This is a genomic window from Candidatus Gastranaerophilales bacterium (assembly GCA_028696075.1).
Taxonomy (GTDB): Bacteria; Cyanobacteriota; Vampirovibrionia; order Gastranaerophilales; family JAILCC01; genus JAQVHS01.
Genome location: JAQVHS010000002.1, coordinates 147,351 through 164,563, shown reverse-complemented (window position 1 = coordinate 164,563; position 17,213 = coordinate 147,351). Strand labels below are relative to the sequence as shown.

At 36.8% G+C, this 17,213-nt stretch carries 16 protein-coding genes; 6 read left to right on the top strand and 10 right to left on the bottom strand.

What is annotated here, in order from left to right; all coding sequences use genetic code 11:
- Positions 1-25 precede the first annotated feature (25 nt).
- The 5 genes from PHX18_02225 to PHX18_02205 form a co-directional block, all read right to left on the bottom strand.
- Positions 26-3,577, bottom strand: coding sequence for a zinc ribbon domain-containing protein (locus PHX18_02225; protein MDD3593422.1), 3,552 nt, complete (start codon positions 3,575-3,577; stop codon positions 26-28).
- Positions 3,578-3,607: 30 nt separating this feature from the next.
- A complete protein-coding gene (locus tag PHX18_02220) occupies positions 3,608-5,092 on the bottom strand; it encodes a leucyl aminopeptidase (GenBank protein MDD3593421.1) in 1,485 nt (494 codons plus the stop codon).
- A gap of 105 nt (positions 5,093-5,197) precedes the next feature.
- Positions 5,198-6,016: a hypothetical protein gene (locus PHX18_02215; GenBank protein ID MDD3593420.1), complete on the bottom strand. Its 819-nt coding sequence runs from the start codon at positions 6,014-6,016 to the stop codon at positions 5,198-5,200.
- An 8-nt stretch (positions 6,017-6,024) separates the two neighbouring features.
- The gene (locus PHX18_02210; GenBank protein ID MDD3593419.1) at positions 6,025-7,062 is read right to left on the bottom strand and encodes an alcohol dehydrogenase catalytic domain-containing protein; all 1,038 of its coding nucleotides are present in this window, start codon (positions 7,060-7,062) and stop codon (positions 6,025-6,027) included.
- A gap of 1 nt (position 7,063) precedes the next feature.
- Positions 7,064-8,050, bottom strand: coding sequence for an alcohol dehydrogenase catalytic domain-containing protein (locus PHX18_02205; protein MDD3593418.1), 987 nt, complete (start codon positions 8,048-8,050; stop codon positions 7,064-7,066).
- Positions 8,051-8,293: 243 nt separating this feature from the next.
- Here PHX18_02205 and PHX18_02200 point away from each other — a divergent pair, with 243 nt between their 5' ends.
- Both PHX18_02200 and PHX18_02195 read left to right on the top strand, forming a co-directional pair.
- A complete protein-coding gene (locus tag PHX18_02200) occupies positions 8,294-9,181 on the top strand; it encodes an RNA polymerase sigma factor RpoD/SigA (GenBank protein ID MDD3593417.1) in 888 nt (295 codons plus the stop codon).
- A gap of 285 nt (positions 9,182-9,466) precedes the next feature.
- Positions 9,467-10,717, top strand: coding sequence for a hypothetical protein (locus tag PHX18_02195; GenBank protein ID MDD3593416.1), 1,251 nt, complete (start codon positions 9,467-9,469; stop codon positions 10,715-10,717).
- Between the two features lie 48 nt (positions 10,718-10,765).
- Here the strand turns inward: PHX18_02195 and PHX18_02190 are convergent, their stop codons facing one another.
- Positions 10,766-10,981 (bottom strand): hypothetical protein, encoded by a 216-nt coding sequence (locus PHX18_02190; GenBank protein MDD3593415.1) that lies wholly within the window; start codon positions 10,979-10,981, stop codon positions 10,766-10,768.
- Between the two features lie 180 nt (positions 10,982-11,161).
- Between PHX18_02190 and PHX18_02185 the strand changes: the two genes are divergently transcribed.
- The 3 genes from PHX18_02185 (at position 11,162) to atpC (ending at position 13,279) form a co-directional block, all read left to right on the top strand.
- Positions 11,162-11,344 (top strand): hypothetical protein, encoded by a 183-nt coding sequence (locus PHX18_02185; GenBank protein ID MDD3593414.1) that lies wholly within the window; start codon positions 11,162-11,164, stop codon positions 11,342-11,344.
- A 70-nt stretch (positions 11,345-11,414) separates the two neighbouring features.
- The gene (gene atpD / locus PHX18_02180) at positions 11,415-12,848 is read left to right on the top strand and encodes a F0F1 ATP synthase subunit beta (GenBank protein MDD3593413.1); all 1,434 of its coding nucleotides are present in this window, start codon (positions 11,415-11,417) and stop codon (positions 12,846-12,848) included.
- Positions 12,848-13,279 carry an ATP synthase F1 subunit epsilon gene (gene atpC / locus PHX18_02175; GenBank protein MDD3593412.1) on the top strand — a complete coding sequence of 144 codons (432 nt, stop codon included), beginning with the start codon at positions 12,848-12,850 and terminating at the stop codon, positions 13,277-13,279. The genes atpD and atpC overlap by 1 nt, the downstream gene beginning before the upstream one ends.
- Position 13,280: 1 nt before the next feature.
- Here atpC and yihA read toward each other — a convergent pair whose 3' ends face one another.
- The 4 genes from yihA to PHX18_02155 all read right to left on the bottom strand — a co-directional run bounded on the left by yihA (position 13,281) and on the right by PHX18_02155 (position 15,304).
- The gene (gene yihA, locus PHX18_02170) at positions 13,281-13,847 is read right to left on the bottom strand and encodes a ribosome biogenesis GTP-binding protein YihA/YsxC (protein MDD3593411.1); all 567 of its coding nucleotides are present in this window, start codon (positions 13,845-13,847) and stop codon (positions 13,281-13,283) included.
- On the bottom strand, positions 13,819-14,061 hold the full coding sequence (locus tag PHX18_02165; GenBank protein ID MDD3593410.1) for a hypothetical protein: 243 nt from the start codon (positions 14,059-14,061) through the stop codon (positions 13,819-13,821). Before PHX18_02165 ends, yihA begins: the two co-directional genes overlap by 29 nt.
- 103 nt (positions 14,062-14,164) lie before the next feature.
- The gene (locus PHX18_02160) at positions 14,165-14,443 is read right to left on the bottom strand and encodes an HU family DNA-binding protein (protein ID MDD3593409.1); all 279 of its coding nucleotides are present in this window, start codon (positions 14,441-14,443) and stop codon (positions 14,165-14,167) included.
- 117 nt (positions 14,444-14,560) lie between these two features.
- Entirely contained in the window at positions 14,561-15,304 is a 744-nt protein-coding gene (locus tag PHX18_02155) for a hypothetical protein (protein MDD3593408.1), read from the bottom strand.
- Positions 15,305-15,402: 98 nt separating this feature from the next.
- On the opposite strand from PHX18_02155, the gene PHX18_02150 reads away from it, so the two are divergent.
- Positions 15,403-17,211 carry a DUF115 domain-containing protein gene (locus tag PHX18_02150; protein MDD3593407.1) on the top strand — a complete coding sequence of 603 codons (1,809 nt, stop codon included), beginning with the start codon at positions 15,403-15,405 and terminating at the stop codon, positions 17,209-17,211.
- Positions 17,212-17,213: the final 2 nt, after the last annotated feature.

Below are 17,213 nucleotides of genomic sequence, written 5' to 3'. Positions count from 1 at the left end.
ACAAAAATGTTAAACCATAAGATTATTAAAGTTTAATTTGGTTATCATTAGCAATTGTCGTAGTTATGTTCATTTTTTGCTGAAGCTCTATTGTTAGGTTTTTGTTTTGCGAATTTTTCAGACATTCCTGAGCCGCGCACAGCAACTTATAAGCCTTTTGTACATTAGCAGCAATCAAAGAAGGGTTTGTCTTAACTTCATCAAGACAAATTTGGGCATAAAGCAGGCTTATTATAGCCTGCTGATAAATATTTTCATTTTGCATCGCAATTTTTAACGCCATTTCAAGATGTATCTTTGCCATCTCGGGGTCATTTTTCAGGTAGAAAATTTCAGCAACCTTAGCAGACAACAACGATTCAAAATACAAGCTTCTTATTTTAGGGTTTTGTGCCACTTCAAGGGCATTTTGGGCAACATGCAAAGCGTTATCATAATCCTGCAATAAAATATCGGCTTCGCTGTGGAAATGCCATCCCAAAAATGCTGCAGTAGCAAGTTTTTGGTTGGTAGCTTCAATAATAATATTGTAAAGATAATTTTTTGCATCCTGAGGATTTTCAGAAATCATTAATTTCCCGATTAAAGCTTTAATAATTGCCGCATAAGAAAATTGGCGGATATTAACGGCAAAATTCAAAAGCATATTTAACTCATCTTTTACTCCCGTAGAAATACCTTCAAGAATTGCCGCTATATTTTTAAGAAGATACCATTGCAGGGTATTATAAGAAGAATCAGGCGAGGCGGGGATAAGCCCCTGCAGCGTGAGCAGAATATTTTGAGCTTCAGGGATATCACCCTGCAAAACTCTCAGTGTCGCCATTGCAAGCTGTGCTTTTATCGAAAAATCATCGTAGCCGTATTCAACAGCAGAAGCATAGACATTTTCAAGCATAGCTACACAATCGATATTACCCTGCATCGCAAGTGCAAAACCGCATAAATATTTGGTATCAAGCTCGATATAAGCAATTTCCTCGGGTTTCAGGGTGGTTTCTTCCTGTTGGGAGAGTTTTCCGATATTTGCAACGGCAGGCAAAATTGCAGTTGTGGCAAGATTAATCAACTCTTCATAAGTACCTGAATTGAGCAGATGTTCAAGCTTTGAATAGCACAAAGTCATATAAGAAACAGGGTTTGTGGCGATATTAATCTTCTCGATTGCCTTATCTACGCACTCTATAGCCACGGTATAGTTACCGAAATTCTCAAAAGCACGGCTCATAAACCCTAATAATTCAATTGTTTTAGGTGTATTTACAGGCTCATAATGAGTTATCAAATCTTTAAAGTAACTGACGGACTCCTCGCTGTGCGCCAAATAAGTCATTCTTGCCAGTTCTTCCTTGATAGAGAGAAGAATTTCCGTTTTATTCTCATATTCCGATTGTTCAACTATTTCGAGGAGTTTTTTCTTGTAATATATGTATGAAACCTCATCACCTGCGATATAAGCTTCTTTGGCTGCACTTTCAACAAATGACAGTAAACCCGCAGGAGGGGTTTGTGCATCTTCAAGGTTTTTCACTACAAGAGGGAACCCGCCCGTTGTAGCTTTGGCTATTATATTAGTGGCGGTTATAAGGCTAAAGTTTTTGTTTTCAGGGCTTAATTCAAGATTTCTTACAACGGTCCAGATTGTTTTGTTTTTAAAAGCATAATTAAAGCTGTCAAAAGCATAAATGAAATTATTCATCGCAAGATAGGTAATAATATCGTTAAATTCACCCTCTTCAACATTCAGGATTTCCCGCAATAAAGGCGGTACAAACTTATACCCCAAAATAGCCGCATAATAAAGCGCTTTAAACGCATTAGGGTTAACCTGAGAAACAGTATTCAGCCTGAGCTTAATAATCCCTTCGGCATTTTTAGGCAGCGTAAACTGCTGCGCCTCAGGCGCGATGTTAATTTTATTTGGAATTTCCCGGTCAAATTTAATAATTCCTATCTGAAGCAATACATACAAAAATTCTTCCATATAAATAGGCAGCCCGTTTGCATTTGCATAAAGCTGATTGAGCAGATTATCACCGAGAATATCTTTATTTTGAAGCAAACCGTTAATAAAATTATCTATTTCGTCTTTTGTTAAAGGCGGAAATTCGTAAAAAGCGGAATTTTCAGCGGTTAAAGCTTCAACTGCAAATATCTCATTCAGACTCTTTTGTGTATTTGAAGAAATTAAAATTTTAATATCATAATTTAAAATTCCGTCAGCAAACATTCTCCTTAAAATATACAAAGAAAGCTCATCTATATATTCAATATCTTCGATTTGCAAAAATACCCTGTTATCAAAAAGTAGTTTCATCAAAATTTTTGAGATTGCCATATAGATACGATTTTTATTTTCAAAAATATTGTGAGCCAAATAACTTTCATCATAGAAAAGAAAAGTAAAAATATCCTGCATTACGTCTTCATCAGCAATACCGAGTTTTTGGGCAATAGCTTCATACACTCTGTTTTTCATATTATCAACGTCAATATTCAGAGCAGGCAAATCAAACATATTACGAAGAACATCTTTAAAATACGCACCTATATCATGCCGGCAGGCAAGCGAACATTGCCCCATAAGCCAAATTTGTTTTTTGTTATCTTCAAGCGAATTTCTAAAAAGCGCAAAAATATTGGTTTTACCCATCCCGTCAGGTGCATTTAAGCAGGCGACGTAACCTTTGTCGGTTTTTTCAAGCTGCTGTAAAAGTTCGCCGAAAACGTTATTTCTCTGAACTTCAACGTCAGGCGCAGCTTCTATATTTTCTTTATTAATAACAGCTGTTTCACTGTCAGGCTGCAGCTTGTATAAATCAAACGAAAGACTTGCGTCTGTTTTTTCGAACGTATAAGTATTATTTAACAAGTTATAAGCTTCTTCTCCAACCAAAACATCGTTAACTACCCCGTATTGCAAAATTTCCTGAAGTGAAGCTTTTAACGGCGTTATATCAATAAAAATCCTTGATTTATAAGAGGTTCTAAGCTTAGTTTCAAGCGTAAAATTCACCTCTTTTATTTGCTCCCGCAAATTATCCGCAAACTTCAAAGCTTCATCCAGAGCCGCTGTTATTGAAGGGTATCCACGAAATTCCAAAGTTAAAATATTATCACTTATTTTTTTAGGTTTAAGCGCAAACGCCTGCGCCTCTTTAACAAAAATCTGATAGAATTTCATAATTATTTTTTTTGCTGTTTCAGGTGATTTAATTTTTGATTTCAACACCGAAAAATTTATAAGCTCAATAGCAAGAACCGGCACATTTTCAATATTTCCTGCCGGTTTAGGTTCAGCGGTAGCCGGAGCCTCAGCCTCAGTATGGGCAATTGGTGCATCAACGGCAGCAGAGAAGTCAATTCCGCATTTGCGGCAAATTTTTGCCTGTGCAAAATTAACCGCCTTGCATTCGGGGCAAGTTTTCAGTAATTTAGTTGAACAATTAGAACAGACTTTTGTACCTGTGGTGTTATATGTTCCACATTCAGGGCATTTAAGTTTGAGCTTAAAGTTACAATTTTTACATACTATTGCGCCGTCATCATTTTCTGCTTTACATTTCGGGCATATCATTCTTACTTTTACCTTTTTAACCGTCGGTCTTTAACTGCAAATATAGTTTATTAAGGTTCTTACCCCAACTCCTGTTGGTCCTTTTTTGTTTTCCCGCAGGTCTTTAGAAATTATAGAAGTACCTGCTATATCAAGGTGTACCCATGGAATTTCTCCCACAAATTGTTTTAGGAACAAAGCAGCGCCGGAAGCACCGCCTCCTCTTGAGCCGGAATTTTTAAAATCGGCTATATCACTTTTTAAATCTTCAAAATATTCTTCATCCATAGGCATTTGCCACAAATGCTCGCCGGCTTGTTTAGAGGCTTCAATAATATCGTCAATTAATTCCCGGTTATTGCCGAAAACACCTGAATTAAGCGCGCCTAAAGCAACAGAGCAGGCGCCTGTAAGGGTAGCTATATCAATAACTTCATCAACATTCAAATCAACGGCATAAGAAAGCGCATCCGCCAACGTCAAACGTCCCTCTGCATCTGTGTTATCAACTTCTATTGTTTTACCGTTCATAGCTGTTAGAATATCACCCGGTTTGTAAGCTCTGGAGCCAGGCATATTTTCGCAAGCTGCAATAACTCCATGGACTTCAACGTTAGGGTTTAATTCTATAAGCGCTTTAAAAACACCTAAAACACAGGCAGCGCCAGCCATATCTCCCTTCATTGTCGCCATACCCGCAGTAGGCTTCAAGTCCAGACCGCCGCTGTCAAAAGTTATGCCTTTGCCGACAATTGCAATAGATTTTTTCTTTTTTGAAGGTCTGTATTTCATATGAATAAACACGGGAGATTTACTGCTGCCTTTTCCTACAGCGAGAAAAGCACCCATACCCATTTGTCTTGCTTCATCTTCGTCAATAATACGTGTTTCAATTTTTTTCATATCGGTAGCAATCTCGGCTATCCTGTCAGGAGTCATATAAGAAGCAGGTTCGTTTACCAAATCTTTTGCAAAATTCACCGCATTAGCTACAGATTTTGCATTTGCCATACCTTCTTTAATCTTCTCTACTTTAGCCGGGTCTTGCTCAACAATAATAACTTCATCTATGCTTTTATCTTCCTGTTTTTCTGATTTATACTTATTAAACTTGTAAGCACCAATCATTAAGCCTGTAGTAATGGCTTTAGCACAGCATTTAGCATCAAGCGCAGCCAATCCGCCGCCATGAAGGATGGTTGCTATTTTTTTTGCATTCAGTATTCCCTCGCATTTTCTTATCATTTTAGACGAGAGAATAATTAATTTATTCAAATCAAAATCTTCCTGCTTTCCAAGCCCGATAATTAAAACTTTTTTAGCGGGAATTTTTCCGTTTGTATCAAGCACATAAGTATCGGCAAACTTACCGCTAAATCCTTGTTCTTTAATCACATAATTTGTAATAATACCGCCAAGTGTATTATCAACTACACCTGTAGCCCCTCCCGGGATTTTGACCCCTTCAAAAAGATTAATTATCAAAACATCACAAGCTACGTCTATTACGCTTGTTTGTTGAGCCTTAATTTCCATTAAAAACACCTCTACATAGTACTCCTCAAGTATAAAATATTTAGAACAAAATGTCCATCAGAATACCGGAAAAATCGCCAAAAGCCCAATCTGTTTCAAAATTTATCACAGCTGTTCGAGTTTCGGCTCTTCATGCTCAAGTTTGAACTCTGCAAGCGCCTGCGCATCAGGGTTAATTTCAAGCGCTTTCAGGTATTCTTCCCGTGCCTTATTGCTTTCGGCAAGTTTATCATAAAGCGTACCCAAAATATAATGAACGTAATAGTTTCTATACGGTGTTTTTTTAATATATATATTAAAGTTATTAAGAGAAGAAATGTAATCTTTATTTATTAAATAAATTTGCCCCAAATAATAATAAGTCTCAGGATAATTAATATTTAACTCCTTAGCCTCCAACGCCTTTTCAAATGCATCCGGGTAATTTTTGGTTTCTATAAAATACTTTACCATAGCCAAGACGGCTTCAGGACGGGCAGGACTTAATGTCATTGCGCTTGTATAACAAATTTTCGCCCGTTTTAAATAAAACTCCCTCCACTCTTCGGTTTGCGATGCCATAGCCTGATTTAAGTAAAAATCGCCCCATAAAAGACCGGTTTCATACCCTTTATTACTGATTTTTTCAAAAATTTGAACAGCGGATTTTGCCGCCTCAAAATTATTCTCCCGGATAGCAAGTTCATACAACAAAACATAATAATCAGAATTGTCTTTAAATTTTGGCTTAAGCTGCACTGCAAGCTGAACTGCTTCTTGCGGCTTATCGTTTAAAATCAGATTTTTCAAAGCCAGCAAAGACTTGTCCTGATAAACATAAGATGTATCAGAAATATAGATTTTTAACGCAGCGGAATCACTCTCTTGGGCATAAGCCGAAAACGGCAGCAACATAACTAAAAATATTAAAATAATTCTAATCATAATCCCTCTTAAGGTTTCATTAGTACTTTTATAGCTTTGCCTTCATCATGGAGTTTAATCGCCTTATCAATATCTTTGATTGACAAGGTATGTGTAATTAACTTTTTGACATCAATTTTTTTCTCTGAAATCAAACGCAAGGATTCTTTGACAAAAAGCGGGGTATGGTGAAAAACACTCATCACTTTAATTTCATCGTAATGAAGCCGTCTGGTATCTATTTTTACCTGCGTTCCCTGTTTGCAGCCGCCAAACAAGTGGATTGTACCGCCCTTTCTTGTCAGCGAAAACATTCTTTCCCAAATTTCAGGCAAACCTACAGCCTCTACAACTATGTCCAATCCTTTTTTTTCAGGCGTTAAATCTTTAAACAAATGTTCCGGATTTTCATTTTCGGATAAATTAATAATATGGTCGGCACCGCCAAATTCCTGCGCAAGTTTAAGCTTCAACGGGTTTCTGCCCGCAGCTATAACGGTAGCGCCTTTAAGCTTTGCCATTTTAACAAACATCAATCCGATAGGCCCAAGCCCCACGATACCCACTGTCATACCGGGTAAAATCTGCGTACGCTCGGCGCCATGTACCACATTTGCCAACGGTTCTACAAAAGCAGCTTCTTCAAAACTCACACCCTCAGGTATTTTTAAAAGATTATGCTTTACTATTCTTGCAGGGATTTTAACATATTCTGCGTAAGCTCCGTTTAAAAATTCTATATTCTCACAAAGGTTATATTCACCGATTTTGCAATAAAAACACTCTGCGCAAGGTGCGCTGTTAGCCGCTACTACCCTGTCGCCGATATTGAAGCCCCGAACATTTTTGCCCAACTGTTCTATAGTTCCGGCAAACTCATGCCCAAAACCGGACGGAATAGTTTTAATCAATACGGGATGACCGCGTTTATAGGTTTTTATATCAGTACCGCAAGTGAGTGCGCTGTCGACTTTTACCAATACTTCGTCGTCATTAATTTCAGGCACATCAACCTGTTCATATCTTACATCGTTTGGTCCGTAATACATTACGGCATTCATTTTCATTCTATTCACTCACTCTCACAAATGCTTTTAATATCCTGTTATCCAAAGTATCTTTAAGTGCATGTTCCAGTTCTAATAAATTATACACACAAGAAAGACTTTTAACGAGAATTTTTTTATCTTTTATCATTTCAAACGCAAGTTTTAAATCCTCTGGACCGGGGGAATAGCTCCCAAGCACTGTAAGCTCTCTGTAATATATTTCATTATTTGAAAAAGCGGTCTTATCATCGTTAACACTTGCGAATACAATGATTTTACCGCCATTTCGGACGCATTTCAGAGCTAAATCAACCGTAGCATCAGCTCCTGAAGTTAAAAAGACAACATCAGCCTTTAATTCTTCGTCAAAAGAAAGCGAATTAATAACTTCATCAAAGCCATGCTGTTTTGCAATTTCGAGCCTATCTTCTCTGATATCAAGCCCGACGACCTTTGCCCCAAAGACTTTAGCCGTCTGACCCATTAAAACCCCAATAGACCCCAAACCGACTACAGCCGCTTTATCACCTTTAAGAAAATCCGCCCTGCGCACAGCTCTGACGCAGCATGCTACAGGCTCCGTAAAAGACGCCTCTGCTAAGCTCAAATCATCAGGAATCTTAAAAACAGTATATTTAAGGTGGTTTTCATCAACCGTAATATATTCACAAAAACCGCCGGGGGTTATGTTCGAATTCTTAAACACAGCGCACATGGAATAATTCCCATGCCTGCAAAAATTGCACTCAAAACACGGGTAATGGTGGGCAACAGCCACTTTATCCCCGACTTTTAAATCACTTTCAACATTAATTTCGGCAATTTCGCCAACAACTTCATGCCCGAGTACTGTGCCGTCTTTTACCAAATTATGCTTGAATTTTACAATATCAGAACCGCAAAGCCCGCAGCCCAAAACTCTTATAAGCGCACCTTTTTTATCAAGAACAGGCTTTGGAATATCTTCTGCTATTAATCGTTTATTTTTTACTACAATCGCTTTCATAACTACATTATCCGACAAAAAATAAAAAACAGATGAAGAAAATTTTATTAAGAAATATTAAGCCTTTTTGTCATTTTTGCAACGATTTCTTAACATTTGTTACAAAAACACTTGTGATTTGTTGACTTATCTGATATATTTATTATATAAGGTTGATATACTATATTGTTTTTATCCCTATAAACAAGTATTTTCAGGGGCTTATTTGTTGTGTGTTTTTCTGGTTGTTAAGGAGATCTGGTTATGAAGAAATGTAAAGTTGCTATGCAAAATCCTGCAAAAGTCGTTTACTTTAATTCAAAAAGTGAAAATTTTACCCAAAAGTATCTTAATGAAATTTCAAAAATCACCATACTTACTACAGAAGAAGAGATTGAACTGGCTAAAAGAATTAAACGGGGCGATATGAACGCCAGAAAAAAATTAACCGAAGCGAATTTAAGGCTGGCGGCAAACATTGCCCTGAAAATCAAAAATCCTAACATGAGTTTATTTGATCTAATCCAGGAGGCGAATGTCGGACTAATGGTGGCTATAGACAAATACAATTATAAATACGGCTACAAATTCAGCACCTATGCAACCTGGTGGATTAAACAGGCGGTACTCAAAGCAATCTCGGAACAATCAGGCTGCGTCAAGGTACCGGTTTATGTTCAGGAGATTTTAGGCAAGTATTCAAAATTAAAAGCCAAAATAGAAAAAGAAACCAATACGAGCCTATCCGTGAGAGATATGGCAAGCAGAATGAAAATTTCCGCTGAAAAACTCGAGGAATATATGGGCGCATTTAATCAATCCGTATCTTTGGAGACTCCGAGCGATACATCGTGTGATAAAGTGTTAACGCTGGCGGAAATCATTGCTGATGAAAATGCGAACACCACTGTTAACGCAGAATTTGCCAATCTAAAAAGGGATATTTATCAAATAATGGGCTGTTTAAAAGACAGGGAAAAAGAAGTTATAAGATTAAGATTCGGATTAGGTGAAACCGCCAAAAAAACACTGGATGAAATCGGCAAAATCTACGGCATCACAAAAGAATGCGTAAGGCAAACAGAAATCAGGGCATTAAGAAGACTAAAAGATTTATGCCTGCAAAATGATATTTATGCATACTGTTCGTAGAACCTGAAAAATTTTCGGCTGTTAATTATTATTAAAGTTTCTAAATAATCCAAAAGTACACTAGCAAATTTTTTTATCTTCTTGTATTATTATAGACAGGTAAAGGAAATTAAAAGCATGATTAATTTACAACAAAATCAAAAAAATAACTCTTGGTGGTGGCTTGCAAACAGTGCAAGCGGATTTTGTTGGCGTTAAATATTAACAAAACAGTTTTTTAAAAACAGCTTGCACTTTTTTGCGCAAGCTGTTTTTTTGTCGATTATTTAACGAAAGAGTTTAAGAATGCAACCAGTAAATTTAATAAATAAATTGCCATATACAACAAAATTGATTACAAAATTCCTGATAAAACAAGAAGCGGGTTCGAATTTATCAAACACAAGATTTGCACAGGATACACTTACAAATCTTGCTCCCAAAGCTATTTTTGCAAGAAGCAGGGCAGACCTGGCTGAAACATCATTTTTAGAACTTACGGAAAGTTTCTTAGTTTACTATTGCCCGAAAATTTTGGGCGAAAATGTATTTAGAAAAATTTATTCCAAGAAACTGGCACAAAACTTAAAACCTTTGGTTTCTACTCCTTATACAGAATTGGTAAAAACAACTTCCAAAGAAAACGCGGACAAAATCATGCCTGTAAAAGCGGCTATAGCGCTTGGAGCTATGGCAATCCCGCTGCTTGAATATTCTTTAACATTTGCAAAAAATCTCTTTACTTTAAAACTTTTCAAGCAAGGGGATTTTAATAATATTGCAAACCTTAACAAAGATAAAACCGAAACCGAGCAAAGACAGAAAAAAGTTAAAAACAGTGCAATAAAAAACATAGCGGGCGCAGCGGCTGTATTTGGCGGATGTCTGGCAACTTCTTTGCTTTTGGTTAAAAAAGGTCAAAATTCCAAAGTATTAAAACACATAGGTGAATTCATTTTAGCACCGGGAAATAAATTATTTGCCGGTTCACCTAAAAAAGCCGCATTTGTTAACAAATACTTCAGCCTTGATTTTGCGGAAAGAAACGGTAAACTAGCACTAAGCAACGGTCAATTGACAGCTTGTGTTCTTATAGGCGGCGCAGGGTACTTTAAATCCGCCAAGGACAGGGGAAAACAAAACTTCCTTGAAACATTGTTCAGATTCCCGCTCGTAGGTTTTTATGTAATTACGGGCAGTGAGTTATTGGAAAAAGGATTTAAAACACTGCTTAAAAATAAAGAAGGGTTTAAAAATCTTATTGCCAAAGATTTAAGCGTTCCAAAATTCGCAGACCTTGGCGAAATAGCTAAAAATCTTGCCGCAAAAAACAAAACCTGTATAAATGATGAATTTAAAACACTTTGCAAAAATAAAATTCTGATTACATCAGTACCGTTCTTATTCAGTATAGGGGTTATGGGTTTATTTGTATCAGGTGTTTCAAGATTCTTCACAAAATTCAGATACGACAAAGAAGAAGCAGCAAAAAGATTAAAAGCCGGAGAATCACACTCTGAGCGTCAACTGCCTGACGTATACAAAAATTTTATGTAACAAAACTCCACTCAGGCTGCTGTAAACAGGCACAAAAAAAGCTGCTCTTTATCTAGGCTGCTTCGCTTTTAGTATTCCTATGTTATAGTTTGCCCTTGCATTCAAGCCGTCAAACTTTAATATATTATCAGGCTGTGTATGCGGTTGTTTATAGCTCGATACTATACTCTCCCGGGGTAATGCAAACTTAACACTTTTTTTGCCAACCCCTTCATATATTCCGAAATATGTTCCCATTAAAGCCATAAGCTTTAAACTGTTCATTCGAAACTCCGAATATCTTCCCATCGTCATTCTAACATGAAAAAAATTTTTTGGCTCGATATATAGTACAAACGACTTAACAAAAATTCAAAGATGGAGGAAATTACTCCGAAAAACGGATTAATCAAGGCTTGAAAATTATTTATAATGTAAATAATTACTTTACAAATCGGAAAGCCCATGTCAGAGTTTCGAGGAAGAAAATATTTAGGAATACAATTTGATTGTTGCGGAGTATATTCCAGAATATACCAAAATAAAGAAGGCAGCGCTTATGTGGGAAGATGCCCGGGCTGCCTGAGAACAGTAAGAATAAAAATCGGCGAAGGCGGTACCAGCGCAAGGTTTTTTAGAGTAGTATAAAAAATTCTTTGATTTAAAATAATATAGACGATATAATTAATAAAGAATTATTTTAATTTGAAGGATTATTATGAATACTGTAGAAAAAGTTTCCGAAGGCAAAATAACCCAGATAATCGGGCCTGTAGTAGACGTAGCATTTGAAGACGGGCAATTGCCTGAAATTTATGATGCGCTGATAGTGAAAGATACTGCCCAAAACGGTGCGGTTGTAAATCTTACCTGCGAAGTTCAACAATTATTAGGTGAAAACAGAGTGCGTTCTGTCGCAATGTCAAGTACAGACGGATTATCAAGAGGGATGAAGGTTATAAACACAGGCAACCCTATCAAAGTTCCCGTAGGAAACGCTACATTAGGTCGTATTTTAAACGTATTGGGCGAGCCTGTTGATGAAGCGGGTGAAGTTAATGCAGAATTGAGGCTTCCTATTCACAGAGAAGCACCAAAACTGGTTGACCAAAATACAGATACACAAATTTTTGAAACGGGAATAAAAGTTATAGACTTGCTGCAGCCATACCAAAAAGGCGGTAAAATAGGGCTATTCGGCGGCGCCGGTGTAGGCAAAACCGTACTAATTATGGAGTTAATTCACAATATTGCAAAAGAGCATGGCGGAGTATCCGTATTTGGCGGCGTAGGCGAAAGAACAAGAGAAGGCAACGACCTTTGGGAAGAAATGAAACAGTCCAAGGTTATAGACAAAGTTGCCCTTGTATACGGTCAAATGAATGAGCCTCCGGGAGCAAGGATGCGCGTAGGACTAAGCGCTCTTACCGTTGCAGAATACTTTAGAGATTATTCAAAACAGGACGTATTGTTATTTATTGATAATATCTTCAGATTTACCCAGGCGGGTTCTGAAGTATCTGCGCTTTTAGGCAGAATGCCAAGTGCTGTAGGATACCAACCCACATTGGCAACTGAAATGGGCGAATTACAAGAGCGTATCACAAGTACAACAGACGGTTCCATTACTTCCGTACAGGCAATTTACGTTCCGGCGGATGACTTAACCGACCCGGCTCCTGCTACAACCTTCTCTCACCTTGATGCTTCAACCGTACTTTCAAGACAAATTACGGAACTTGGTATCTACCCCGCGGTTGACCCTCTTGCTTCAACTTCAAGAGTGTTAGACCCCAACGTTATTGGAGAAGAACACTACAATACAGCACGTGAAGTTCAAAGAATTTTGCAAAAATATAAAGACTTGCAGGATATTATCGCTATTCTGGGTATGGATGAACTTTCCGATGAAGATAAAATGACAGTTAACCGTGCAAGAAGAATTCAAAAGTTCTTAAGCCAGCCGTTCTTCGTTGCTGCTGAATTTACCGGTTCTGACGGCAGATATGTTAAACTTGAAGATACTATAAGAAGCTTTAAAGAAATTTGTGAAGGCAAATATGATGACTTACCTGAACAAGCCTTCTATATGGCGGGTTCCATAGATGAAGTCGTAGAAAAAGCCAGAAAAATGGAGCAAGACGCTAAATAATGGAAGCTAAAAAATTAAGATTAAAAGTTATTACACCTGTCGGTATAACACTTGAGGAAGAATGTGATGCCGTATATTCTCAAGGGGTAGGCGGAGCTTTCGGAATTTTGCCGGGACATATTCCTATGACAACCTCTCTTGATTATGGTGTAACCAAATATATTAAAAATGGTGAAGAACATTACCTTACAACCCTCGGCGGGATTTTTCAGGTAGAAAACAATGAAGTAACCATCCTGTCTGATGCGGCAGAACGAGGTGAAGATATTGATGTAGCAATGGCTAATGCCGAAAAAGAACGTGCAGAAGCTATGCTTACGCAAAACCTACAAGATGATATCGTTATGGATGCAGCTCAGGCTTCTTTGGCAAAGGCTCTTGCAAGACTTAAAGTAGCGACAAAAATCAACAGCAAAAATAAATACAGATAGACTATGTTAACTCATCAAAAATTTTCCATAAACGACTGTCTATAGGCTGTTTTATAGAAAACGGGATAATTTTGTCCTGCAAAATATTTTCTGCTTCGGCTATAGTTTGTTTGGCTTGTGATTGCTTTAAATAGTCCATTTTAGTCAAAACCGTATAAGTTTTTATCCCATGGTAGTCTAACCATTCCCGCATTTGCAGGTCGTTATTCTGAACATCATGCCTGCCGTCTATAAACTGGATAACAAATGCAAGCTCGCTACGGTTAAGAATATAACTTTCAAGCTCTCTGCGCCATTTTTCCTGCTCTGTTTTGGAAACTTTTGCATAGCCGTAACCGGGCAAATCCACTATCGCAAATTCATCGTTAATAACAAAATAATTCATTAACCTTGTTTTTCCGGGGGTATTACTGGTTTTGGCAAGAGCTTTGCGCTGGCATATTTTGTTTATAAAAGAGGACTTGCCGACATTGGAACGCCCTAAAAGCGCAACTTCTTTCATATTCAGAGCAGGGCAGTTTTTTAGCACATCAGCGCTTTTAATGAATTGAGCGTTTTTTATTTTCATACTTTTCTCTATATTTCATATGGGTATACATCAGTAAATTGTAAGTTTTCGGGCGGTTAACGACATTGATATTAATCACATTAGCGGAGGTATTTACAGACACCCCGCTGTGGGTTTTGTCTTTTGTTTCCACCAAAAAAATGTTCAAAACCTTGTCGGTTAAGAATTTTACTGCTTGTCTGTTAAAAATTTCAAAAGTTTTTAGAATATTCATAACTTTAATATATCAAAGTTAAGGCAACATTGGCAAATGAGTTACTTACCCAAACAAAAAACACCCTCTAAAAGAAGGTGCTTTTGCAATAAAGGAACTGTTATTAACCTTTGTTAACCAATTCTTTGAATTTTTTACCGGCTGAGAAAGCAGGAACAGTTTTAGCAGCAATTTTAATTGCAGCGCCTGTTTGAGGGTTTCTACCTGTTCTTGCTGATCTTTTACGAGCTTCAAAAGTTCCAAAACCAACTAAAGTAACTTTTTTACCTTTAGAAACAGTTTTTTCAACTGTATCTAACATAGCAGCTAAAACATCTGCTGCTGCTTTTTGAGAAACTTTAGCTTTTTTTGAAATTTCTTTTACTAATTCTTCTTTGTTCATGGGGAACTCTCCTTTATCTAGTACATCTGTAATTATAGCTATATTTGAGATTTTGGCAAGTATTTATTAAAAACTGTTAATATTACTACAACCGAAGTAATCAACAAAGCTAAAACCCTAGTATTTCTTACCTATAACATTATTATGAGCAGCACGCTCCAAACTATCATCCAAATTAGGCAGCAAATAGTTGTTATCATTGAGCTTTCGCCTAATCGCCATTGTTAAAAGATAATCCGCAAAAGCGGGATTTTTAGGTAATAGTGAACCGTGGAGATATGTCCCGAATACATTATTGAATTTTGCGCCTTCCAACTTTTCTTTACAATTATTACCGTAACCGACCTTAACTTTTCCTATCGGGCATGCCTTTTCATTGAGATAGGTAAGACCGGAGTGATTTTCAAACCCAACCAAAGTTTTAGGTTCTAAAAAATCAACTTCCATGGTAACATTACCTATAAACCTTTTATCCCCTGCAACAGTATAAGCGTCCAAAATACCTATACCTTCTATTCTATCAGCATCCATGGGCTGGTAATAATGCCCCAAAAGCTGGTATCCGCCGCAAATTCCCAACATAACAACATTGTCTTGCGATAATTTATGAAAAGCTTCTTTATGTTTTTGCAGCTCGTTTGATACAATAATTTGCTGTTTATCCTGACCGCCTCCGATAAAATAGATGTCATATTTGTCATAATCTATTAAATCACCCTTCGAAACAGTATCAACATTAACTTTAATACCACGCCATTCCAAACGTTTTTTCAAAGTTAACACATTACCAAAATCGCCGTAAATATTTAACAATTCAGGGTAAAGATGTGCTATATTTATTTCTAAATCAATATTGTTCATAATCTAATTTATTTGAAGGTGTCATACTTTATAAATTAAGAGTATTATAAAAGAAAAAATTAAACCAGCATACAGATAACTAAAAAGACGGGGAGTTTATGTTTAACAGGAATATTGAAGCGCTAAAGCTTAAAAATGCGCCTTTGGCAGAAGAACTTGAAAAAATTTCACTCGAAGAAGCTTCCAATCACATAAAAGTATACGAAGCGGAAACAAAAGACCTCATTATAGCCTATGATGACTTGGCACTTGACGATATTTACGACCCGATAAGAGTTGCTAAAACCAATTGGAATAAGAATGTAACAACAATCTTAAACCCTCATGACATAGTAGTTGTCTACGGACTGGGATTGGGATATCTGTTTAAAAGAGCCTATGTAAGCTGTGAATGCAAAATTTTACTTTACGAGCCGAAACTTGATATTTTAAGGTACGTTTTAAATTATATAGATTTCAGTGCAGAAATAGCGGACGAGCGTGTATCTATAGCAAAAAATGACGAGGAATGCTTTGAATTCATTGCCAAAAATTATCTCTCACAGGACAAATTAAACTTTATATTCCCTGCCGCTTATCAAAAACTGCTTATAGATAACATGATTAACTTCACAAACAAGCTGGTTGAGGTTTGTAATTTAAAACAGCTTGATATCAAAACTGTAGCCAATTTATCAAAACAATGGGCGTTCCACGAAGTCAAAAATATCAATAACATGGCATCAACCCGTCCTCTTTGCCTGCTGGAAAACAAATATGAAGGCAAAACCGCGCTTATAGCAGGGGCAGGACCTTCTTTAGCAAAAGATTTCGATACCATTAAATCGCAGCGGGATAAATTCGTTATTTTCGCCGTTAACAAAAGCTTGCGGACGTTATTTGAAAACGGCATAATCCCTGATTTTGTAATGTTCAGCGATACCCAGGACATCAAATTTACAATTGACGGGATTGAAGAACTGCTCAAAAGCACTCAAATTATTGCTGATGTGCGCTCCAATCCTTTTGTATACGAATTAAACAAAGGTCAAATCTTAAATTATTATTCTCAAAATGATAATATTTCGCATTACTTCCATGAAAAAACAAAAGGTATGATAAAACTTTATGAAACAGTTGGAACAGCAACGGGACAAGCTTTTTTCAGCGCCAAAGCATTAGGTTTTAAAAAGATTATTTTCTCGGGGCTTGATTTGGCGTTCAAGGACAACATTATTTATGCGGACGGACAAAATATATCAGTCGATGAGAACAATATAATTATCTCTGATAAGGTCAAAAATAAAAAACTTGTACAAATCAAAGACCTGAACGGCAATATGATAAATACAAGGGATGATTACGCCATGTTTGTGCGGCAATTTAACGAACTGTTTGCAAAAGAAACGCAAGTCGAACTTTATAATACTACGGGCTTCGGGGCATTTATTTCAAATATGAAATATCTGGCTTTGGAAGAAATAGCAAAAGGGCTTGAGCCTGTTAACGTTAACATTGCGAAAGATATGGGCAGTTTCTTTAACGACACTGCAAAAAATTGGGCAAAAACATTTGCCGCTATCCAATCTTGTATGCTTGAGCAAAAAGAATTTTTTGAGAAAATAGCAGAAAGTATCGCTTTTTTAATTAAAAAAGAAGAACTATTACTCGAAAAAATAACTCCGGCAAACGATTTTCAGGAAGAAATGCTGATTCTTGCGGAAGAATTCTCTCAAATAATTAAACCGGTAATAGAAAATCATTTTCTCTCCCAGTATTTGCAAAATAATTTCATGACTTTTACAGCCGGTCATAATCAACCACAAGCAACATCTGTTGATGATATTATCAAGCTGAAAAATCAGGAAATTTCTCTGCTAAAAGCAATAGTAGCAGCAAGCAATAAGTTAGCATCAGCCATACAGTAAAG

Excerpts from the sequence above, each read along its gene's own strand:
- PHX18_02200 (MDD3593417.1), top strand. The coding sequence starts at position 8,294 with ATGAAGAAATGTAAAGTTGCTATGCAAAATCCTGCAAAAGTCGTTTAC.
- PHX18_02210 (MDD3593419.1), bottom strand. The coding sequence starts at position 7,062 with ATGAAAATGAATGCCGTAATGTATTACGGACCAAACGATGTAAGATAT.
- PHX18_02225 (MDD3593422.1), bottom strand. The coding sequence starts at position 3,577 with ATGATATGCCCGAAATGTAAAGCAGAAAATGATGACGGCGCAATAGTA.
- PHX18_02215 (MDD3593420.1), bottom strand. The coding sequence starts at position 6,016 with ATGATTAGAATTATTTTAATATTTTTAGTTATGTTGCTGCCGTTTTCG.
- yihA (MDD3593411.1), bottom strand. The coding sequence starts at position 13,847 with ATGAAAATAAAAAACGCTCAATTCATTAAAAGCGCTGATGTGCTAAAA.
- atpC (MDD3593412.1), top strand. The coding sequence starts at position 12,848 with ATGGAAGCTAAAAAATTAAGATTAAAAGTTATTACACCTGTCGGTATA.
- PHX18_02160 (MDD3593409.1), bottom strand. The coding sequence starts at position 14,443 with ATGAACAAAGAAGAATTAGTAAAAGAAATTTCAAAAAAAGCTAAAGTT.
- PHX18_02155 (MDD3593408.1), bottom strand. The coding sequence starts at position 15,304 with ATGAACAATATTGATTTAGAAATAAATATAGCACATCTTTACCCTGAA.
- PHX18_02220 (MDD3593421.1), bottom strand. The coding sequence starts at position 5,092 with ATGGAAATTAAGGCTCAACAAACAAGCGTAATAGACGTAGCTTGTGAT.
- atpD (MDD3593413.1), top strand. The coding sequence starts at position 11,415 with ATGAATACTGTAGAAAAAGTTTCCGAAGGCAAAATAACCCAGATAATC.
- PHX18_02205 (MDD3593418.1), bottom strand. The coding sequence starts at position 8,050 with ATGAAAGCGATTGTAGTAAAAAATAAACGATTAATAGCAGAAGATATT.
- PHX18_02150 (MDD3593407.1), top strand. The coding sequence starts at position 15,403 with ATGTTTAACAGGAATATTGAAGCGCTAAAGCTTAAAAATGCGCCTTTG.
- PHX18_02165 (MDD3593410.1), bottom strand. The coding sequence starts at position 14,061 with ATGAATATTCTAAAAACTTTTGAAATTTTTAACAGACAAGCAGTAAAA.
- PHX18_02185 (MDD3593414.1), top strand. The coding sequence starts at position 11,162 with ATGTCAGAGTTTCGAGGAAGAAAATATTTAGGAATACAATTTGATTGT.
- PHX18_02190 (MDD3593415.1), bottom strand. The coding sequence starts at position 10,981 with ATGAACAGTTTAAAGCTTATGGCTTTAATGGGAACATATTTCGGAATA.
- PHX18_02195 (MDD3593416.1), top strand. The coding sequence starts at position 9,467 with ATGCAACCAGTAAATTTAATAAATAAATTGCCATATACAACAAAATTG.